This window comes from Sediminibacterium sp. C3, from assembly GCF_000508085.1.
GTDB lineage: Bacteria > Bacteroidota > Bacteroidia > Chitinophagales > Chitinophagaceae > Sediminibacterium.
Genome location: NZ_KI669560.1, coordinates 1,466,259 through 1,487,714, shown reverse-complemented (window position 1 = coordinate 1,487,714; position 21,456 = coordinate 1,466,259). Strand labels below are relative to the sequence as shown.

Below are 21,456 nucleotides of genomic sequence, written 5' to 3'. Positions count from 1 at the left end.
ATTTATTGATTCAATAACCGATATCCGGTTGTTGGAATATCAAATTTTCCTCCGGGCACAGGGTTCAGATTTATTTTGGTAGCTGTATAAATAATCTTCTGTGTGTATCCATCCCTTGCCTCATACTCTAGAACAAAACCTGGTATATCTTTAAATTGATACTCAAACTCTTTTACAGAGGGTACAATATTAGAAGCATAGTAAACCGAAAAAGTACTGCCGTCTTTTAATTGTATAATGGCTTTCTTGCAATCGTATCCCAGAATTGCTTTTCGTTCTTCTGTAAACTGAATAGTTAAATCCGAGAATTTATCATTCTGTTTGGCCCATTGTAAAGCATTCATTTTGGTTAGAAACTTATTCGCACCAATCTCCCTTAATATGGCAGCATCGCCGGTAGCTTTATTGTATATTAATGATTGTGAAAATGAGGGGCTAATTAAATCTGAGCGGCTATGATTCCCCTTGATATAAACCGTCTTCACACTCTGTTTCAACAGGGCTAAAGCGTCCTTATCTAGGGCCTCTTCATTATTGATAGTGATGGCATATGTTACGGTACATTCGGCCACTACTCTTGTTTGTGCAAATGCGCTACTTATTGCACCACAGAAAAAAAGAATTAATAAGTAGCGCATATGATTTATTTTTTATTGGTCTTGTTTTTCAACTCCTGTAATTTCTTCTGACTCTCTACCATCTGTTCATAACGTTCCTGCCATTTGCTTTTGGTTTTTGGAGCTTTCCGCTTGGCTTCAATCTTAGCCAGAATTTTATCATGATCAATAATGTAATTCTGAATTACAAATTGCAATAACAGGGTTATTACGTTTGATACGGTATAATACCAGGTTAACGCCGAAGGAAGACTGTTAAATATAAACAGTAACATGAATGGGAAAATATAAGGCATGTACTTCAATGCAGGATTGTCCTGTGTTGGAGTCATACTCATATTATAGATAGAAATTAAAAAGCTTGTTAATACAGCTGTTATGGTAAATAAACTTACATGATTACCAAAAGCAGGAATACTAAAAGGAAGAGACGCTATGGAATCATAACTGGATAAATCTGCACTCCAAAGGAAGGATTGACCTCTCAATGCTATTTCAGAATTAAAAAAGCTATATAATGCAAAGAAAATTGGGATCTGTAATAAAGCAGGAATACAACCTCCCAGCGGATTCACCCCAGCTTCTCTGAAAAGCTTCATTTGCTCCATGGCAAAACCTTGCTGATCATCCCCCATTTTCTTTTTCAACACATCCAGTTCCGGACGCAATGCCTTCATTTTGGCTCCACTTAAGTAACTGCTATACGTTAGAGGAGCGGTTACCAGACGAATGAATAAGGTTAATAGGAAAATCACCCATCCGTAATTCTTCACAAACGATGCAAAGAAATCGAATACAGGCATGATAATATATTTATTTATAGGCCTTACAAAGGAATACATGTCACGACCCAGATTGATAATCTTATCCATTTCAGGTGCCTGTTTGGAGAGGATTTCGTACTCATTTGGTCCTACATAAAAACGGAATGGAATTTCAACAGATGCAGCTGCCGGTACTTTAACCTGAAGCGAACTGGTAGTATTGGCCAGACTTCTGGATGAGTCTGTAGCACGAGCCCATTTAATACTGCCTGAATTGAAGGAATTATCTGCAATTAAAGTGCTATTGAAAAACTGCTGAACTACCGAAACCCACTGTGCAGGTTTTTCAAAAGTATGGTCGGTATTGGAAGAGATGTAGTCGAACTCATTATCCTCAGAGAAACAGATATTAGAGACCTGACGCTCATACTGAGAAGTACGCTCCATTTGCTCTGTTGCAACATTCCAGTTAAGATTCAGTTGTTGATTGGTCAGCAACTGTGAAGCGCCGTTCATACCCAGTTTCCAGCTAATATTATAACTATTAGGTGCCAGGGTAAATGTATGAACTACAGACTGTCCATTTACAGAAGCAAGCTTGAACTGCAGCGTTTGTGATCCATCTGCATTCTTTACAATTTCTCCCGGAGTGAAATACAAATTTTCAATTCCTGCAGATTGAGCAGGGGCTGTATTAATCGCATAAGCAAGGGTACTATTATTCAATAACTCCACCGGCTGCTCTTTTGCATCTTTATATTGTTTAAGCACAACAGACTTAATTTGAGCACCCTTATTGGTTAGATTGACTTTAACAAGATCATTCTCAAGTGCAACCACTGTCTCCTGTCCAATCGCAGCATCCGTAAAGCTACCTGCACTGGCTACTCTTACCGCAGAATCTCTTTTCAGGGAATCTACTTTAAGAGCCACCGTATCCAGTAACTTCATACGGGCAGCAGCCACTTTTGCCAAAGAGTCTTCTTCCCTCTTTTTCATTTCAATAATGGCATTCTGCTGCTGGCTGGTATACCAGAAATACAAAAACATCAGAATACCCAGCAACACAAACCCAATGACCGTATTTTTATCCGTCTTCATACAAACTTTTATTGAGCGGCAAAGGTAACGTTTGCCTAACAAAAAATGTCTTTTCTTTGTATTCTCAACCAGCCAACCAACACCAACCCCTAAAACCTGTGCCTGCCATAACCTTAATTGAAAGTTATGCAGGAAAATTACACCCCGAACAATCGGGAAAAAATGCTGTGGTGGCTTAGCACCGCCGAAACCGAACTGGTAAAAAATGCAGTTGTAGACCGCAACAGACATGCCATTATTGGCATGCTTATGCTGGGGACCTGGTGTTTTGCAACACTGGCCTGGACCTATTTTTTCAGTACGGTAATAACAGAGTTATGGAAAGCCGCACTGCTGGGCATATTTATGGGTGGTATGATCTTGTCAATAGACAGGGCATTGATTAAAGGAATTGGAAGGATTACGAAAAAAATCTGGCTGACTTTGGCATTCAGGGGAGCATTGGCCATTACAATCGGTTTATTTATGGCTCAGCCTGCCCTGCTATTTCTGTTCCAGAAGGAAGTTAAGCTGCAAGCATCGCTTGACAATGAGGAAAGAATGAATGAGAAGCAAAAAGCCATAGAAAAAAGGCTTAAAACCGAAAGAGAAAAGCTCATTAAGGAAAAGCAGGCTATAAGGTCAGAGTTACAAACTTTATATGAGGAAGTAGTATCAACTCAAAACTCTTTTATACAGGAAACCGATGGCACAGGTGGATCGGGAAAGCTGGGGCTGAAAGCCATTGCTTTGGCCAAGAAAGAAAGAGCCGACAAGGCAGAAAAAGTATATCAGAATACGCTCATCAGGCTCTCTCCGCTGCAACAGCAGATAGACAGTAATTTGCAGAGAATGGACCAGAATACACAAGTGGAACTGGCCCGTTTTGAAAGTTTATTGAATAATGGCTTTATCACACAAATTGAAGCCCTTAATCACCTGATTAAAAATAATGCTGCCGTGGCATACCGTTATTATTTACTGGTAGCTTTGCTGTTGCTGATAGAACTCATGCCCGTGATTTCTAAACTCCTTTTGCCAACGGGAACCTATCAGGTATATGCAAAAAAGATAGAGGAACAGGAAATTGCAGCGATTGAATCCACTTAATCGTATCTCATTAAAGTATAATTGCCAATATTGCTAGTTGCCATTGCGTCAACCACCCGGATTACTTCCTTATAATCCACTTCTTTAGCTACTGCTATGCAGAAAGACTCGCGGTTAATAAGGGAAGCGTTTTTCTGGATAAAGCTTTGCAGGGAATCATAGGGTACGGAAATTTCGGATGAATATAAATTAATGATTACCCGTTCACTTAACAAAATGGCGCCGTGCATTAAATCTTCATCTCTCGCTAAGGGTTGACTTTCTACAGGTGAGAGCACTGGCATGAAACTGAAACTGGAAGTTGCTTCCAAATTGCCTTCCATCTGAAATACGACGGAAGGAAACAGTAAAATAAAAACAATCAGTGATTTTTTCATTTTCAGGATGTATTGGAAATCAACTGTACTAAGTTCCTACAGGAATAATTCCCAAAATGAGAAACTTCACCAATCCCCCTGTTTTTTTCATGAAACAGGGGGATTTCTTCATTAACACCTAAATAACAGCGTCTTTTTTATTTCCTGAGTTCAGAGAGCTTCTTTGCTCGTTGTATTTTTTTGCTGCGTCGATAAACCCTACAAATAATGGAGCGGGTCTTTCCACCGTACTCTTTAGCTCAGGGTGATACTGAACCCCAATAAAGAAAGGATGATTGGGCAATTCAATAATCTCCACTAACCCTGTTGCAGGGTTCTTTCCGCTTGTTCTCATTCCTGCTTCCTGGTATTGGGTCAGGTAGGCATTATTAAACTCATAACGGTGTCTGTGTCTTTCTGTAAATTCTGCTGTGCCGTATATTTTGTGTGCCAGCGATCCCTCTTCTACTACACAGGGATAAGCCCCCAAACGCATGGTTCCTCCCATCATGGTAATTTTCTTCTGCTCTTCCATCATATTGATTACCGGATGTTCAGATTGGGCATCCATTTCAACTGAATGCGCATTTTTTAAACCCAGCACATTTCTTCCGAATTCAATCACCGCCATTTGCATACCCAAACAGATTCCAAAGAATGGAAGACCTTTCTCCCTTGCATATTTTACAGCAATGATTTTACCTTCGATGCCCCTGTTTCCAAATCCCGGAGCAACCAGTAATCCATCCAGCCCCAACAATTTCTCAGCCACGTTTTCATCCGTTATAAATTCAGAATGCACATTAACTACCTGAACCTTAACTTCATTAATGGCGCCTGCATGTACAAAGCTTTCCAGTATAGACTTATAAGCGTCCTGCAGTTCAATGTACTTTCCAATAAGACCAATGGTAACTTTGCTCTTGGGATATTTCAATTTATCCAGAAACTCTTTCCAGTTATTTAGATTGGGTTCACCAAATTGGGTAATATTTAGCTTCTTCAGGCAAATTAAATCTAGTTTTTCTCTCAACATATGCAAGGGAACTTCATAAATCGTGCTTGCATCCATCGCTTCAATTACTGCTTCTTGTTTTACATTACAGAACAAAGCAATCTTACGCTTGATATCATTGTTCAAAGGTTCTTCAGTACGACAAACAATAATATCAGGGTGCACACCTGTTTCACTCAACATTTTTACACTATGCTGTGTTGGCTTAGTTTTAAGTTCTTTGGCGGCCTTTAAATAAGGAATCAACGTAAGGTGTACCACCATTACATCTTCTTCGGGCAATTCCCATTGCAACTGTCTTACTGATTCTATAAAAGGCAAACTTTCAATATCCCCAACGGTTCCTCCAATCTCAGTTAAAACGATATCGTACTCATTATTCTGACCTAATAAAAGCATTCTGTGCTTTATCTCATCTGTAATATGGGGAACAACCTGTACCGTTTTTCCCAAAAATTCACCTGCACGTTCCTTATTAATTACAGTCTGATAAATTCTGCCAGTTGTAACATTATTCGCCTGAGAGGTAAAAATATTCAAGAATCTTTCATAGTGACCAAGATCCAAATCTGTTTCTGCTCCGTCTTCCGTTACATAACACTCCCCGTGTTCATAGGGGTTTAATGTTCCGGGATCCACATTGATATAGGGATCAAACTTCTGAATGGTAACACGAAGCCCTCTGGCCTGTAACAACTTTGCCAACGAGGCGGCTATAATCCCTTTACCTAAACTGCTGGTTACGCCACCAGTTACAAAAATATACTTGGCCATAAAATGACTATTTTACTGCGATAAATGAAATAACAAACTTGGACCTGGAAAATGAACTGAAATAGTTCGGAGGTCGTACAAAGTTAGCTTTAATAAGTGAATAGAAAAAATAGACCAGACAATTTCAACCAATCTGACGAAAAACTGTTAGTGAAAAGTGAACAACTGTTCCAAAATAAAACGAATAGATATGAAACATTTACAATTATTTGCTTTATCGGTTATTGTTCTGATTGCCGTTCAGGGATTCCGTTTTAAGGAAACCAAAAGGCAAATTAGGGCCACCGAAGACTATCTTGCCTGCTACAGCGATGTTCGCGATCAGTTCAGAGATGAAGCCATGACACCTGAATTTGCTGCTATGCACGAAAACCCTTTGCCCTTCCATCTAACCAATGCTACCGGCGAAACCATTCGCTTTGAAGCAACAGACGGTAATCAGGCTTCTGGCTATTTTATTAAGAGTAAGAAAAAGACCAACAACTGGATTTTTGTTATTCAGGAATGGTGGGGATTAAACGACCAGATTAAGCAAGAAGCCGAAAAGCTATCTGCAGAGCTGGGTGATGTAAACGTACTTGCACTGGATATGTACGACGGAAAAGTGGCAGCCACTGCAGACAGTGCCATGAAGTTGATGAGAGCCGCTACTACGCCCAGACTGGAAGCCATTGTAAAAGGTGCTTTAAACTATGCAGGACCTAAAGCCAGAATCTTCACAATCGGCTGGTGTTTTGGAGGCATGTGGAGTTTACAAAGCAGCATTCTTGCCGGCAAACAGGCTGCAGGAACTGTCATGTATTATGGACGTCCGGAAAACAATCTTGAAAAACTAAAGACGCTGCAATCAGAAGTAATTGGCTTCTTTGGTAATCAGGACAGGAGCCCTTCTCCTGAAGTTGTAAATGCATTTGAAAAAGACATGGCTGCTGCTGGTAAAAAAATTACCATTCACCGTTATGAAGCCAATCATGGATTTGCCAATCCAAGCAATCCATCTTTCAACAAAGAAGCTACGGAAGATGCGCACAAAAAAACAATTGAGTTTTTGAAAGCGAGATTGTAATCCTGCAATAAATAACTTTCAAAAATTGACTCATATATATTCTTGAGATATCATTTCACTGAAAAAACAAACCCGACCAATCAGTCGGGTTTTATTTTTATGCGATAGTATATTCTTAATATGATGCGTTTCTTCTTAAATAATTCCTTACATAATCCGTAACTCCTTCTTCCAAAGTGTGGAAGGGTTCAGTGTAACCTGCCGATTTTAATTTCTGCATATCCGCTTGCGTAAAATACTGATACTTGTCTCGGATATCTTCCGGCATATCAATGAATTCTATATTGGGTTCAAGATCCATTCCGGCAAATGTGGCTTTCACCAGGTCGGTAAATGTTCTTGCCTGTCCGGTACCCAGATTATAAAGCGCATTATGAGCTTTGTCCCATTGTTTATCAGTCATCGTCTGCATCATCCAGGCAATCACCGCAATCACATCTTTTACATAAATGAAATCTCGAAGCTGTTCTCCGTCTTTATATGCAGGATGGTGGCTCTTGAAAAGTTTTACCAATCCTCCCGATTCTATCTGATTATATGAATGCCAGATTACTGAAGCCATTCTGTGCTTATGTGCTTCATTGGGACCATAAACATTAAAAAATTTAAGTCCTGTCCAGCAAGGAGGCTGGGGGGTTTGCAATAAGGCCCACTTATCAAATTCATTCTTACTAATCCCATATGGATTCAAAGGTTCAAGCTTTTCTACCAAAGCATGATCATCTTTATATCCGTTTTCGCCATTGCCGTAAGTAGCTGCACTGGACGCATAAATCAGTGAAATCGCTTTAGCAGCACAATAATTCCAGACTTGTTTTGAATATTCCAGGTTCAGTGTTTCATGAACTGCATAATCAAATTCAGTGGTATCGGTTCTGGCACCTAAATGAATGAAAATATCTATTACCGGTTTGTTTTCATCCAGCCAATCAAATAATCCTGTTCTTTCGATAATGGCAAGAAACTTTTTGGATTCCCAGTTTTTTCTCTTTTCCTCTACACCAAAATCATCTACCAGATATAACCGGTCATATCCCAGGTTATTCAAATACTGAACCATACAACTACCAATGAACCCTGCAGCGCCTGTCACCAATATGGTTAGCTTATTGTCCATTACCCCTGTATCATTTTTTCAATTGCAGTATCGTACTTTTCTTTCCAGCTATCAATAGAACCCCAGCTAGTTCCGTTAACAATGACTGCATCATCAGTTACCGAACCCAGGGTTGTTACAGGAATCTTATTTTCATTGGCCAGTGCAATAAATTCAGCTGCCTTTTCAGCAGAGAGAGAAACGACCACGCGTCCCTGTGCTTCTCCAAACCAATAGGCATCTTTTCGGATGGAAACCGTTGGACTCACATCGAATCCCTTGTTTCCAGCGAATCCGCTTTCCAGCAAAGTAATCATCAATCCGCCTTCACTGATATCGTGTGCACTCTTCACCATTTTTGTTTTAATACAATTGGCAAGGAATTGCTGCATGGCGTACTCATCATCTAAATTAAAATAAGGTGCAGGAGAATGACTAATGCCTTTTATTTTATGTAAATATTCACTGGACGCAATATCATTGGGTTGGTCTCCGATCAAAACAATTACATCTCCCGCTTCCTTAAAATGCAGGGTCATTTTCTGATCTACATTATCCAGTACACCTACCATACCAATGGTTGGGGTAGGATAAACAGGACCGTCCGGATTCTGATTATAAAAACTCACATTTCCACCTGTTACTGGCGTATTGAATTTCTTACAGGCATCCCCCATTCCTGTTACTGCATGTACAAACTGATAATAAACTTCAGGATCATATGGGTTACCAAAATTCAGACAGTTGGTAACACCAATGGGCTCCCCACCACTGCAAACAATATTTCTTGCGGCTTCAGCAACTGCAATCATACCACCCACTTTAGGGTTGGCAAAAACGTATTTACTATTACAGTCAACCGTTACTGCCAAAGCCTTTCCGGTACCTTTTGCCAATACTACCGCTGCATCACTCGGATCATTGGTACTGGTATTGGCAGCACCAACCATGCTGTCGTATTGGGTATACACCCATCTTTTACTGGCAATATTAGGCAGGCTGATTAAGGCCTCCGCTGTTGATTTAAGATCATCGGTATCGGCCACTGTGTTTATATCAAAGGAATTGATTTTGGCAAAGTAGGCTGGCTCTTTGTACTCTCTGGTGTACTGAGGTGCCCCTCCACCCAATACCAGCTCATAAGCAGGTATACTGGCTTCCAATACTCCATTCATGTGAAAATTCAGCATGCCATCATCTGTAACATGCCCGATGGTGCTGGCACTTAAATCCCATTTTTCAAAAACAGCTACTACTTCAGCTTCAAGGCCCTTCTCTACCACCATCAACATACGCTCCTGGCTTTCACTCAATAACAATTCCCAGGCTTTCATATTTTGCTGACGGGTAGGCACTTTCTCCAAATCAATATGCATTCCCACATTTCCCTTTGCACTCATTTCAGCAGTAGAACAAATAATTCCTGCCGCCCCCATATCCTGCATACCTACTACAGCACCGGTTTCTAAAACCTCCAGACAGGCTTCCAATAATTTTTTCTCCTGGAACGGATCTCCCACCTGAACGGCAGGTAATTCCTGAACAGAATCGTGGGTAATATCTGCACTTGCAAAACTAGCTCCGCCAATACCATCCTTTCCGGTAGCGCTACCTACATAAATAACCGGATTACCTGTACCTTTTGCTGTAGCACTTACCATTTTATTGGCCTGCATAATGCCCACGCTCATGGCATTTACCAGGGGATTGGTATGATAACAATCTTCAAAATAAACTTCACCGCCAACCGTAGGTACTCCAAAACAGTTTCCGTAATGTCCAATCCCTTTTACAACCCCAGCCAATAAATGCTGTGTCTTTTTATCTTTCAGATTGCCAAAGCGCAAGCTGTTTAAGGAAGCAATTGGTCTTGCTCCCATTGTAAAAATATCACGTTGAATACCCCCTACCCCTGTTGCTGCTCCCTGAAAAGGTTCAATAGCACTTGGATGGTTGTGACTTTCAATTTTGAAAACCACCCCAAATCCATTGCCCATGTCCATTAATCCGGCGTTTTCTTCCCCGGCTGCCACTAGCATTCTTCCCCCTTCTCTGGGCAGGGTTTTTAACCATTTTATGGAGTTTTTGTAACTACAATGTTCACTCCACATTCCGCTAAAAGCACAGAGTTCTGTGAAATTGGGCGTACGACCCAATTTTTGTTTAATCAACTCAAATTCTTCTTCGGTTAGCCTTAGTTGCTGGGCGGTTTTAACTGTAATTTCCATAATGCTGCGAAGGTACAAAACGAAGGCTTAGTCTCCGAATGAAGTTTTCCCAATAAAATACATACAAATTAGTAGGTATTTAATACGTTTTAGGCCTATTGGCACGTTATTAGCGTATTGAATCTATCTATATACAGTAATTTTATACTAAAATCTAGTGTTATGAACCGCCCTATCCTTTCATTTGTCATTGCGTTGTTACTTATTTCCGGCGCCGGACAGGTTCATGCACAGAACTACACCTACCTGGGAACTTATAGTTCCAGTGGAAGACCCAATTACCTGGTAACACCCGGTGACAGTGTCAGTGCATTTTTCAGAACCTTAATAGATATTACTTTACCAGAGTACAGGCCTGTACCTGTATATAACCCCTTGTTAATTGCCCCGGAAAGAGTAAAAACAATCGGGACCAATTGCCCATCAGATATCTGGATTAGTTTTATTGACGAAGGAGCTTCTTATCTGAACTCTTTAGGATACTATACTTTTCCAAAAGGAAACCCTCCGAGTACCCCTCCTAATAATCAGGATATCAAGATTATTTTCCCCAATGCTTCCAAACAAGGCTTTGGTGGCTCCCTGGTTGCAGGAGATAAAGTATATCTCGGAAACTTCCCTGCCAACACTGAAATTGGATTTGTGTTAATTTCCAACGGCTGGGATGGCAGTTCTGTTAAGCAAGGCAATTGGAAAGTATATTCCAATCCAGAATTCAATCCGGAGTCGAATGATTCATTAAAACAACATACAGTAATCGTTAGAGATACCATGACCAACCGCCTGGTGATTGGATTTGAAGATATTTTAAGAGATCGCAATGATTGTGATCAGGATTTTAATGACTTATTGTTTTATGCAACCGTTACCCCTATTCTTTGTACCGAAAGACTGGATTCCATTCCTATTTTTACTGAAGATGGTGGTGTATCCTTTTCCGGTAACACAGGTGGACTGGAAAGCAAAGGACTTGGCAATAAAATAGCCAAGAGAACCTTAACCAAACTAAAACAGGGGCTTAACGGACCAGTCGATTATGCACGCATGGAAAAACTGAATCTGGAAAGCAACCAGATTCGAAGCATGTCTTTAAACAGACCCCTTGGCCTTGCTGATATTATGCCAGACAGAATACCGGAAGGCGCTTACACTGCCTATGTAAGTACCCCCACCGACATTCCTGGCATCACAAATGCAGTTGAAGTAAGGGCTATTGATTTTACCGAGAACGACACTTGTAAGGCTGTTGCCTTTGCTACCAAAACACTGGGTGATGTTTACGACCATACCAAACCAATATGCGATCGTCTTAAAGGAGCCGTATTGCTAAACATGGATCAGTTCAAACTTCGTGACCTTATTTTTACCAGATACGAGCTTAAACAAGAAAACGGCAATATTGAATACTCCATGAGTTTTTCTATTGGCAAAAAAGCGGGAAGAAACAGTTTCTCTTTTCAAAGTAACTGGCTGAATGCTGATTTTGTTGGCGAAGACACTATGTTCAATTATCAGGTATGGGGTGTTGCTCCTTATTTATGCATCGACATGGCATTGAACGTTTTGGATAAACTGGAAAAAATAATGCCCGTAAAAGCTATGGCTAGTCCTAACCCACTTCCTAATACCTATATCCGGTATGGAAACAGAGATGGTTTAAAAGTGAATTTACTGGTAGAAAATGAAACAACTTTCACAAATGCCTATTTTGAAGTAGAAGAAAAGTACAATGAACTTTCTCCGATAGAAACCAAAAGAATCATTCCTTTTACCCTGAATCCAAATGGTAAAACCAATGTATCATTCCCGATGAATGATACACATGAAAGCCTTATTTCCATGTACATCAATGGCAAACTACAGGATGTGGTTTACATGAGTGACGGAAGCTGGGACCTAGACTTTGATTCTAGCAGAACAGTGATTGAAACATATAGTATCACCAATGATACTGCCAGAAATTTTGCAGATACCTATCCCGTCTTCAGAGACATACAGTTCAAAGCAAAGACAGATAGCTATGTAAGTGCCTATAAATTGCTTAGAGGTGCTGCAGCTCAGCAAGACCTGACAAGCTATAAAACCATGAGCTTTAAAGCCAAGGGAGAGGGTGCAAACCTAAAGATTACACTAGTAAAATATTCCATTAAGAACTTTGCAGAACAGTATAGTTATTCTATTCCACTAAGTAAAACATTGACAGACTACACCATTAATCTGGATGAGTTTACTGGAATTGATCCATTGGAAAAAATACATGCCAATGATGTAACTACAGTTGTTTTTGCCTTTGAAAATTCAACAGGATTAACCACTACGATTGACGGGGCCGTTGCCGATATATTCTTTTCTAAAAAATCAAAAGAATACGTAGAGAATATAAAACAACAAAAGATTCATTTATTCCCCAACCCTGCAACTGGAGGAAAATTCAATGCCACTTTCAGGTCTGATACAGAGTCTACTTATACGCTAAGAATTTTCAATACCTCTTCAGGCAAAACTATTTTCAGTAAAGTAATTCAATCCATTAAAGGCGACAATGTTATTCCTGTACAATTGAATAGTAAACCGGCAGCAGGTATTTACACAATTAGTATTGAAAAAGCTGGAATGAGATATGGTAGCAATCAGCTTATTCTGAATTAAATCAGATATTAAATTCTACTAAAAATTTAACCAAAGCTGCAGGAGAATTCAACTGCAGCTTTTGCATTATATTCTTACGGTGCGTTTCCACTGTGTAAATACTTAAATGCAAAGTGTCTGCAATCTGTTGATTGGTATAGGTTTGCTTTAAATACAAAAGAATTTCCTTTTCGCGCTTTGTTAAATTGTATTTGCGCAGGAATAAATCCATTTTTTTGAATGCATCTTCCTGGTTTGGCTCATTTTGTAAATCAAAATGGGGCTTGCCATCCACCACATCCATAATAGCTTTCATTAACTCATCCTTGCTGCTATTCTTTAGGATATAGCCATCGGCACCCGCCTGTTTTGCCTGAGTTACTACTTTCTCATCACTGTAGGCAGAAAGCATTAAAACTTTGGATGATCCGAATGACTGTTTTATGTACTTAATGGTATCCAGTCCGTTCAGATTGGGCATATTCACATCCAGTAAAATCAAATCAATATCGGGCTGCTGAGTAAGCAGATACAAGAGTTGTTTACCGTCATTTGCAATACCTGAAATCTGCAAAAGATCATTGCTGTTCAGAATCATCTTTAATCCCTCTACAAAAAGGGGATGATCATCTGCAATCATTATTTGAATCTTTTTTTCCATATAAACGAATGACAATATAAGTTATTTTTGGGGAACAAACATTGGCCCCGCAAAGCAAGGATACGCTTTTATTTTGTAGACACCATTTTCATAGTAGGTTTCGGCCCAGCAATATTTTGAACCTGGCCTGTCATCATTTTTCATTTGAGGCACATACCAAAAAACAAGATCGGTATTTACAGTTGATTCAGGATTGGAACCAATAAATTTTTCAGGTCCCTGTTGAAAGTCTGTATTGCAGCAAGGACCAATTGTTACAAGGTCGGTATTGCCCTCATCCTTATTGAGATGATTCTTAGTAAGATAAACAAAAGCATTGTCTCCTTTGCCTCCATCATTAAACTGCCCATTGCCAGGTGCTACCATATAGCTGAGAGAGGGGCTGGTTTGTATTTTATACTGAAATCCGTTGGAATCATATTGGGTAGTGGGTTGCTGTAATTGCCAACCTTCCTTATTCCATTGTTTCCAGCCAGTGGAAGCATATTCATAGAAGTTCTGCTGGTTTCCGGCAAATGCAATTCTGAAAACTGGCCTGTAGGTACCATTGTTACCACAGCCTCTACCGATACTTGCACAGGTAATCCGGAATCTGCCATCCTTATAAAAAAAGTTTCTTTGAGAGTAACTATAATTGCAGGGGCCTGGCCATAACTCTGAAAAAAATTTCTGCTCAATCATAAATCCAACAACAGAATCTCCTTCAACAATATCTGCAATCCGGGGGGGATCGGTAGCCACTACAGCTGCCTGACTGTAGATAGGACAGCCAACGGCATCACTGTAACCAAATCCGTCCGTTCCTGAATAACTTACATGCCAGTCAACCAGCTTGGCACTATTCAATACTTTTTGATTGCCAAACTGAACATTACTGATTTCCAGTCCGTCAGAAGCAGTCAACAAGTAATCCATTTTCCATCCGTACTTTTCAACCGTATTTACTTTTTCACAATAACAGTCTGCAACGGTTTCGTTTTGGAGTTTTCTCTCTGTTACAACCGCTCCGTCCTCCCCTGTATTGGTCCAGCGCAATCCTACAAGCCGATTATCAGTCAAATCTACAATTGCCCAAAGCGCCCGATTGCCCTGAATAAAAGTGGGTGCAACACATAAATGTTGGGAACGCTCGCATTTGGTTCTATTTAATGCCGTTTTAGTACTGGTCATTACCGGCTTCTGATTCCCGGGTTTATAACCCAGTGCCTTTTCTACTTCCGGTGCATTCATTGCAATTTGCTCGGCCAGCTCAATCAAAGACTGTGGAATATCCGGCTGCATATCCGGATAATGATCGGCACTCACTAGTTTCTGTGTAAATAAATCAACAATCCCAATAGTTGTGAGATTATTTGCATAATTGTACATTTCCACGCGCATCAGGGTTCCGGGCAATGCTTTTATCCCTTTTTTAATATCACCGGGTCTGGCAGGATAAACTCCAAAAATTTCATTCCATAATGGCTTTTTCGTTTTGAGATCAAAAAGGTATCGAGTAAAGAAACCATCAGACAAGGCAATTTTCTGTGCCAGCATAGCCTGCGCTCCCCCCTTTTCGCGAAACAATTTTACAGGGAGAGAATCCTTTAGAATATTTTCAATTTCCTTTTTTCTTGCAATAATAAATGATTGGGTATCCTTAACAGTGGGTGACATTAATCCCTTTCTGTACTCATTCAGGTAAACGGATGATTTTGTTTTGCTTTTTTGATTTTTAGTATTTTTTATCTGGGCATCAGCTGACAGAAAAAAACCAAGCAGTATCGTTAAGAAAATCAGTCCAGACTTTTGCATATACAATTAATATTGAAATGGATTTAGCAACACCGTTCTGCTAAGATAACTAGTATCTGTTAATGCCTTGAGAAAAGCAAGCAGTTGTTGCTTTTCTGATTGATTCAACTGAAAGGAATATTTAGATTCGTAATGGCCAATCACGTCTTCTAGATTATCTAGTCTGCCATCATGCATATATGGACCCGTTAACCAAATATTACGCAAAGAAGGAACCTTTATTCCATCCACAAATCTGGATGGAACAGACTGAAATGGTCTTTCCGGCTGATGACATTTACTACATTTCGTTTTAGCTGAATTAAACACCAACAAACCTTTTGCTGCTTCTGAGCTCAAAGCATTTTTACTCCCTCTTATATACCCATCATAGGCAGAACCATAAGCAACCAATTGTTCTTCAAAAGCTACAATGGCTGTTTTTATCTGCTCTGTTGTAAACCATTTTTTTGCAGAAGGAAATGACAACCTGAATAGTTTACTGTAGACTGGAACTGAAGCCAGTCTTTTTAAAATTTGTGTTTCATGTAAAGTCCATCCCAATTCTTTGGGTTGTTCATTAAAAAATGGAAAATGAAGCTGTTTATACAAACTATTTACGGTTGAATCTTTCCAGGTAAGTGAAGACCGGTAAACAGCATTTAGCAAAGACGGTGCATTGTGCCTAACTGCATAACCATCGGCTCCTACAGATCTTCTGTAACCATCTGTGAATGCTAGTTTAGGATCATGACAGGAAACACAGGACTTGGTTTGATTATAGGAAAGCCTGTTATCATAAAATAAAAATCTTCCGAGTGAAACCCTCGCCAATCTGGTGGATGGAACGCTATGAACAGAGGTTCTAATCAAACCCATCAGAACACCAGACACGGTTATTATTAAACCCAATATGTAAAGCTTTTTCTTCAATTTTACTGATACTGAATCAGCCCCCATTTCTGCTCTTTAGGGAGCCAGATAAATGTATAAACCGTTTCGGGTTTCTCACTGGAGGCCTGAAGATTATAATTGAATGCAGTTCCGCTAACTATCATCTGATTGCCACTGAATTTAATTTTCCTGGCTTTATCATCACCACGAGGCCCATAGCCTTCTAAAGTTAACTCTCTTCGCTTCGATTTACGAATCCATTTTCCATTCGAGTTTACCTGCACGGAATATATTTCACCAGTTCTGGTTTTTCCAAAATACAATCGCTTGTTCCCTTTTTCATCCAAGGCAAAAGCAAGTCCCATAACGTCTATATTCCGCAGCGTATCCGTGATTTTTTTTGATTCCACATCCAGCAAATAAATTACGCCTCTTTCATTATATCGGTCCGATCCTGCAACTGATCCAACGGCCATTGTTTGCTGCAAACAATCATACGTAATTCCCAATAAGCCAAAAGGATTGGTGATACCAGGTTTCCCGTAAAAAGGCAATGACATCCATTCGCTCATTTCACCTGTATTTGCATTAATCTGATAAACCGTATTTAGCTTTTCTGTTTTATTGTACAACATGGAAATTAATGGTGCCGGTATGGCATATACATTTCCCTGCCTGTCAAATGTGATGGTAGAAAGATAACCAGCTTCTCTCCAACTGGGATGCTGATATATTTCCTGTTTAGGCGTTTGCGGATTGGGTGCAGTTTCGCCGTTTTTTTTCTCAAACACAACTAAACTAATTCCAATCAATTTTTTTTCAGAAGTACTCAAGCCAGTCCAAAGCGGATCAAAACCCAGGGTTCTGATAAATGCAGGCTCTTGCTGACAAGGTTTTATTTCGCGTTGCGCATAAAGGCAAACTGGCCCTAAAGTAGTCCAGACAAAAAGCAGGGTAAATAAAATTTTATTATACAACAAACTCCGTTTTTTTCAACTTTAAAAATACACCCTATCTGGTTTGTAAAATACCCTTCCCTTGAAATATGACCATTTTTTTATATTCCAGCGGGATAATTTCCTACAAATCGGTTGGTATTTTTCGCCCAAAAGCCTTGATTTTAGGGCATTTTTAGCAAAAAAACCAGCATTGTATCTACCTTTAGTTTAATATTTAATCAGTGATTTTACCTTATTTCTAAATATCTGTTTTATGAGTCGTTTTTACACAGCTGAACCAACCAAAAAAGCAACGCAATCCCAACGAATGATGGGTTGGGTTATCACCGCTTTTTTTTCACTGAGCTTGATGCAATCATTGGATGCTCAGGTTAGTGGTGTTGTTTACAGAGATTTCAACTCTAATGGTGTTAAGAACAACACAGCTTCTTACAATGAGCCGGGAGTTGCGGGTATCACTGTGAAAGCCTATGATGAAACGGGCACCGTATTAGGAACTACTACATCAGGCACAAATGGCATCTATAATTTTTCTGCTGGTACAATACCTGCCGCAACCAAGGTAAGACTTGAATTCAGCGGATGGAATGCAGTTGATTTCCCTGCTGCTTCTGGTGCAAACAATAAAACCTCTGTTCAATTTGTAACTGCACCTGCAACCAATGCAGATTTTGGAATTAACTATCCTGGCGACTATATAGACAATTTGAACGCAAGAATCATTGTACCTACTTATACGAACGGAAACAACAGAATAAGTAATGGAGACTGGTTTAACGCAGCTAATAACGATGCCAGCTATGCTTTTAATTATGACGGTGTTGCTGCGGCCAATGTTTTAGCAGATATGGGACAAATAGGTTCGGTTTGGGCAACAGCCTATAGCAGACAGGCCAATAAACTCTTCTATGCAGCATTTGTAAAACGCCATGTTTCTATGGGGCCTCTTGGAATGAATGGAATCTATGTTACCAACAATGCCAAATCAACAACGAACAAATCGAACACAACCAGTTTTGTTGACTTAAAAGCAATTAACCCTGCATTTGATGCGGGCGATATACCTGGTAGAAATTTCAATCCAGGAGATAACGATATCAGATCAGCCAACTATGATGCATTGGCTTTTACAGAAGTTGGTAAAAAAGGTATCGGAGGTATGACTATTTCAGATGATGGTCGTTATTTATACCTGATTAATTTGAATGACAGAAAATTGTGGAGAGTGGAAATTGGCGCGAACGGAACAGCCCCAACTTTAGCCTCTCAAATTGTATCTTATAATACTTTCCCTGTAACAGAAGGCAATAGTAGTTTCAGACCTTTTGCAGTTAAATATTACAGAGGCGCCATTTATGTTGGGGGTGTATTGGATGGAGTAAAACCAGACAACTCAGCCGTTGACAGAAATGAATTAAAAATGGTTGTATTAAAAGTGGATGCAACCGCTACTCCAGGCACAGCAACATTTACAACTGTTCTGGATGCGCCTTTAACCTACAACAGAAGAGCCAATATCAACACAGGATTTAATATTTATCACAATACCGACTATGTAGATCCTAACGGCACGATACCATTTGCAACTACCAGCCATGGATCATGGCATCCGTGGGCCAGAACTTTTACAGAATTAACAGTGAAAGGAAATGCAGGTACTGCCATCTATCCTCAACCCATGCTAACCAGCATTGAATTTAATCCAGCAGACGGATCAATGATTTTGGGTTTAATGGATCGTACAGGTCATCAGACCGGCAACCAGAATTTTGCGTTGAGCGGTTCAACTTTATATACGGGTAATGCTGCCGGAGATATTCTAAAAGCAAGCAACAATGGAACTTACAGCAGTTTTACATTAGAAAATAATGGCTCTGACGGTTCCCTTACTTCTGCAGGTGCCGGAAATGGTGAAGGCCCTGGAGGCGGTGAATTCTATTTTACAGACCGTTTCAGAAAAAATGAAGGCAGTGCATTAGGCATGGGCAATACCGCAAGTGGAAAATTATTCCTTGATCATGAGGAAACCAGTACCGGTTCAGTATTGAATTTTCCCGGTAAGGAATTGATATCAACCGCATTTGACCCAATCAATGATTGGTACACTGGAGGTGTTAGATATTATAATAACAACAATGGTGTTGCTACCAATGGTAAGGTTTTATATACCGGAAATGATGTAAGCGTATTCGGTAAAGCCAATGGACTGGGTGATCTGGAATTGATTACAGCGCCTGCTCCTATTGAAATAGGCAACCGTGTATGGTTTGATGCAGACGGAGATGGTGTACAGGATGCCAATGAAAATGGCATTGCCGGCGTTACCGTAACCCTGGTTCAGGGAGCTACTGTAATTGCAACAGCTACAACTGATGCAGATGGCAACTACTTCTTCTCTTCTGATCCTAATGGTGTAAATACTGCTTCTGCTATCTATAATATCAGTCAGTTACAGCCAGGTGGATCTTATATTATTCGCATTCCAAACGCAACAGGTGGTAGCGTTCAGACTCCGTTAAGCACTTATGAATTAACGATTATAAACAATGGTGGAGTTGATGCTGATGCTGATTTAAGAGACAGTGACGCCGCACTAAACAACAACGATGCTGATATTACCATCACAGCAGGCGTTTATGGAGAAAATAACCATACTTACGACTTTGGTTTTGTAACCATTGGTGGTGTAGGTGGTGGTGGAAGCGGTGGTGTTGAAAGCAAGAGTTTAGGTGATGCCATTGCTTACCGTGTATACAACAGAGCTGTAAAAAGTGAACAAGGACCTGTAGATTATGCAAAATTACCACAGCCTGATCAGTATAACCGTTATGCAGGAGCATCTGTAGGAACTACTTTGAAATTACAGGACATTCTTCCTACCCGATTATCAAACGGTTACAAGTCTTATATATCAACACCAACAGATATCATTTCCATTACCAATGCAAAAGAAATCATGTCGATTGATTTTGTAAGTAATAATATTTCTAAAGCAGTTGCTTTTGGAACCAGAACGGTTGGACAGGTATACGACCATACCAAAGCAATTTGTGATCGCTTAAAAGGATATGAACTTATCTCTTTGGGAACAATCAAAGTAAAAGGTCACGAACTGGTACAATACAATCTTAGAAACAACAAAGGAGAAATTGAATACGCTACCAGTTTTGTAATTGGTGCAGAAAGTGGAAGAAACAATTACACTTTACAATCCAACTGGTTAAACAAGGACTATACATTGGAAGAAATGATGTACAATATTCAGCTTTGGGGAGGTTCACCAAGCCTGGTTATTGAAATGGCAAACGATATCATTACCAGACTTAATAACAGTTTACCAGTAGTTGCAGTTCCCAACACTGCGGGATTACCTAATGTATACTTCACTGCAGGTAACCGTCTGGATGAAACCGTTACCTTAACATTAAAGAATAATACTGCAGGAACCAGTGGTTACCTTGAAATTACCGACAGAGCAAATGAGCAAACCACTACCCAGGTAAAACGTACCATACCATTTACAGCCAATGCAAATGGATTAAGTACCGTTACCATCCCTACCAGTGATTTATTTGAATCTTCTATTCACTTATACATGAATGGAAAACTAGAAGACCAGGTATTCATGGCTGATGGTGCGTGGGGACTGGATTACAACAATAACACTACCAGTGTTAAGAAATTTACTGTAACCAATAGCAATGCTACTAGAAACAAGGAAGACTTTAATGTATTCAGAAATGTAGAAGTTTCAGGTACCACTCCTGACTATATAACTGTATACAAATTATTAAGAGCAGGTGGCGTACTTCAGGATCTGAGCGCTTTCAAATCTTTGAAATTTACTGCAGCTGGAAATACGCCTGTAATTATTACCCTGGTGAAACAATCCATTGCAAAATGGGATGATCAATACAACCTTACCTTGCCTATCAGTACGGAAGCTAAAGAATACGCGGTTGGCATTGAAGATTTCAAATCAAGCGCATTCAGCAGTACAATTGATTTAAAAGATGTAAACTCAATTGTTATCACTGTTGTTCCTCCAACAAAAGGGAAGTCATCCGATTTACAGTTGGCTATGAGCAGTATTTCGTTCAGTAAAGAAGATAAGAACTACCTGAACAGCCTGAAAGAAATGAGCATGAGTGCATTCCCTAATCCTGTTACCGGCAATAAATTCAACGTTCGGTTTAGAAGTGAGAACACCAAAACACTTCAATTGAAATTAACAGATGCTGTTACTGGTAAAGTAATATTGACCAAACAGGTAAATGCTTTCAGAGGAGAAAATATTGTACCTGTTGAAATGAACAGCAATGAAGTTCATAAAATCATGATTCTGAACCTGGATGGTACTGGCGTTGATAATTCTAAATACAAGCCAATCAAAATCATGGCAGGGAAATATTAGTAATAATTATATGTAATATTT

General features: G+C 39.7%; 14 protein-coding genes. 4 read left to right on the top strand and 10 right to left on the bottom strand.

Translation table 11 applies throughout. The features are described from left to right. Positions 1–2: 2 nt before the first annotated feature. Positions 3–638 carry a hypothetical protein gene (locus tag F777_RS0106795; RefSeq protein WP_152530880.1) on the bottom strand — a complete coding sequence of 212 codons (636 nt, stop codon included), beginning with the start codon at positions 636–638 and terminating at the stop codon, positions 3–5. A 5-nt stretch (positions 639–643) separates the two neighbouring features. Continuing rightward, positions 644–2,482 carry a membrane protein insertase YidC gene (gene yidC, locus F777_RS0106790; RefSeq protein ID WP_026751377.1) on the bottom strand — a complete coding sequence of 613 codons (1,839 nt, stop codon included), beginning with the start codon at positions 2,480–2,482 and terminating at the stop codon, positions 644–646. 126 nt (positions 2,483–2,608) lie between these two features. Here yidC and F777_RS0106785 point away from each other — a divergent pair, with 126 nt between their 5' ends. Continuing rightward, on the top strand, positions 2,609–3,571 hold the full coding sequence (locus F777_RS0106785) for a DUF4407 domain-containing protein (protein WP_026751376.1): 963 nt from the start codon (positions 2,609–2,611) through the stop codon (positions 3,569–3,571). Here F777_RS0106785 and F777_RS0106780 read toward each other — a convergent pair. Both F777_RS0106780 and F777_RS0106775 read right to left on the bottom strand, forming a co-directional pair. After that, complete coding sequence (locus F777_RS0106780) at positions 3,568–3,948, bottom strand: hypothetical protein (protein WP_026751375.1); 381 nt, start codon at positions 3,946–3,948, stop codon at positions 3,568–3,570. The genes F777_RS0106785 and F777_RS0106780 overlap by 4 nt on opposite strands. A 118-nt stretch (positions 3,949–4,066) precedes the next feature. Then, positions 4,067–5,716, bottom strand: coding sequence for a CTP synthase (locus tag F777_RS0106775; RefSeq protein ID WP_026751374.1), 1,650 nt, complete (start codon positions 5,714–5,716; stop codon positions 4,067–4,069). 190 nt (positions 5,717–5,906) lie between these two features. Between F777_RS0106775 and F777_RS0106770 the strand changes: the two genes are divergently transcribed. Then, complete coding sequence (locus tag F777_RS0106770; protein WP_026751373.1) at positions 5,907–6,782, top strand: dienelactone hydrolase family protein; 876 nt, start codon at positions 5,907–5,909, stop codon at positions 6,780–6,782. A 115-nt stretch (positions 6,783–6,897) separates the two neighbouring features. Here the strand turns inward: F777_RS0106770 and rfaD are convergent, their stop codons facing one another. Together rfaD and purL are read right to left on the bottom strand one after the other, a co-directional pair. Next, positions 6,898–7,899, bottom strand: a complete 1,002-nt coding sequence (rfaD, locus tag F777_RS0106765; protein ID WP_026751372.1) for an ADP-glyceromanno-heptose 6-epimerase — start codon at positions 7,897–7,899, stop codon at positions 6,898–6,900. Then, a complete protein-coding gene (gene purL / locus F777_RS0106760) occupies positions 7,899–10,106 on the bottom strand; it encodes a phosphoribosylformylglycinamidine synthase subunit PurL (protein ID WP_026751371.1) in 2,208 nt (735 codons plus the stop codon). The genes rfaD and purL overlap by 1 nt, the downstream gene beginning before the upstream one ends. Before the next feature lie 162 nt (positions 10,107–10,268). Here purL and F777_RS0106755 point away from each other — a divergent pair, with 162 nt between their 5' ends. Further along, positions 10,269–12,755 carry a DUF4114 domain-containing protein gene (locus F777_RS0106755; protein ID WP_026751370.1) on the top strand — a complete coding sequence of 829 codons (2,487 nt, stop codon included), beginning with the start codon at positions 10,269–10,271 and terminating at the stop codon, positions 12,753–12,755. A 1-nt stretch (position 12,756) separates the two neighbouring features. On the opposite strand, the gene F777_RS0106750 is transcribed toward F777_RS0106755, so the two are convergent. Genes F777_RS0106750 through F777_RS0106735 form a run of 4 tightly spaced genes read right to left on the bottom strand, consistent with a single transcriptional unit; the run spans position 12,757 to position 17,042 of the window. Further along, a complete protein-coding gene (locus F777_RS0106750) occupies positions 12,757–13,395 on the bottom strand; it encodes a response regulator transcription factor (protein WP_026751369.1) in 639 nt (212 codons plus the stop codon). Between the two features lie 21 nt (positions 13,396–13,416). Then, on the bottom strand, positions 13,417–15,189 hold the full coding sequence (locus F777_RS16015) for a hypothetical protein (RefSeq protein ID WP_051408485.1): 1,773 nt from the start codon (positions 15,187–15,189) through the stop codon (positions 13,417–13,419). Positions 15,190–15,195: 6 nt separating this feature from the next. After that, entirely contained in the window at positions 15,196–16,080 is an 885-nt protein-coding gene (locus tag F777_RS0106740; protein ID WP_235785897.1) for a cytochrome c peroxidase, read from the bottom strand. A gap of 23 nt (positions 16,081–16,103) precedes the next feature. Beyond that, on the bottom strand, positions 16,104–17,042 hold the full coding sequence (locus F777_RS0106735) for an SMP-30/gluconolactonase/LRE family protein (protein ID WP_152530879.1): 939 nt from the start codon (positions 17,040–17,042) through the stop codon (positions 16,104–16,106). Between the two features lie 232 nt (positions 17,043–17,274). Between F777_RS0106735 and F777_RS0106730 the strand changes: the two genes are divergently transcribed. Then, on the top strand, positions 17,275–21,435 hold the full coding sequence (locus F777_RS0106730) for an SdrD B-like domain-containing protein (protein WP_026751366.1): 4,161 nt from the start codon (positions 17,275–17,277) through the stop codon (positions 21,433–21,435). The last annotated feature ends 21 nt before the right edge of the window (positions 21,436–21,456 follow it).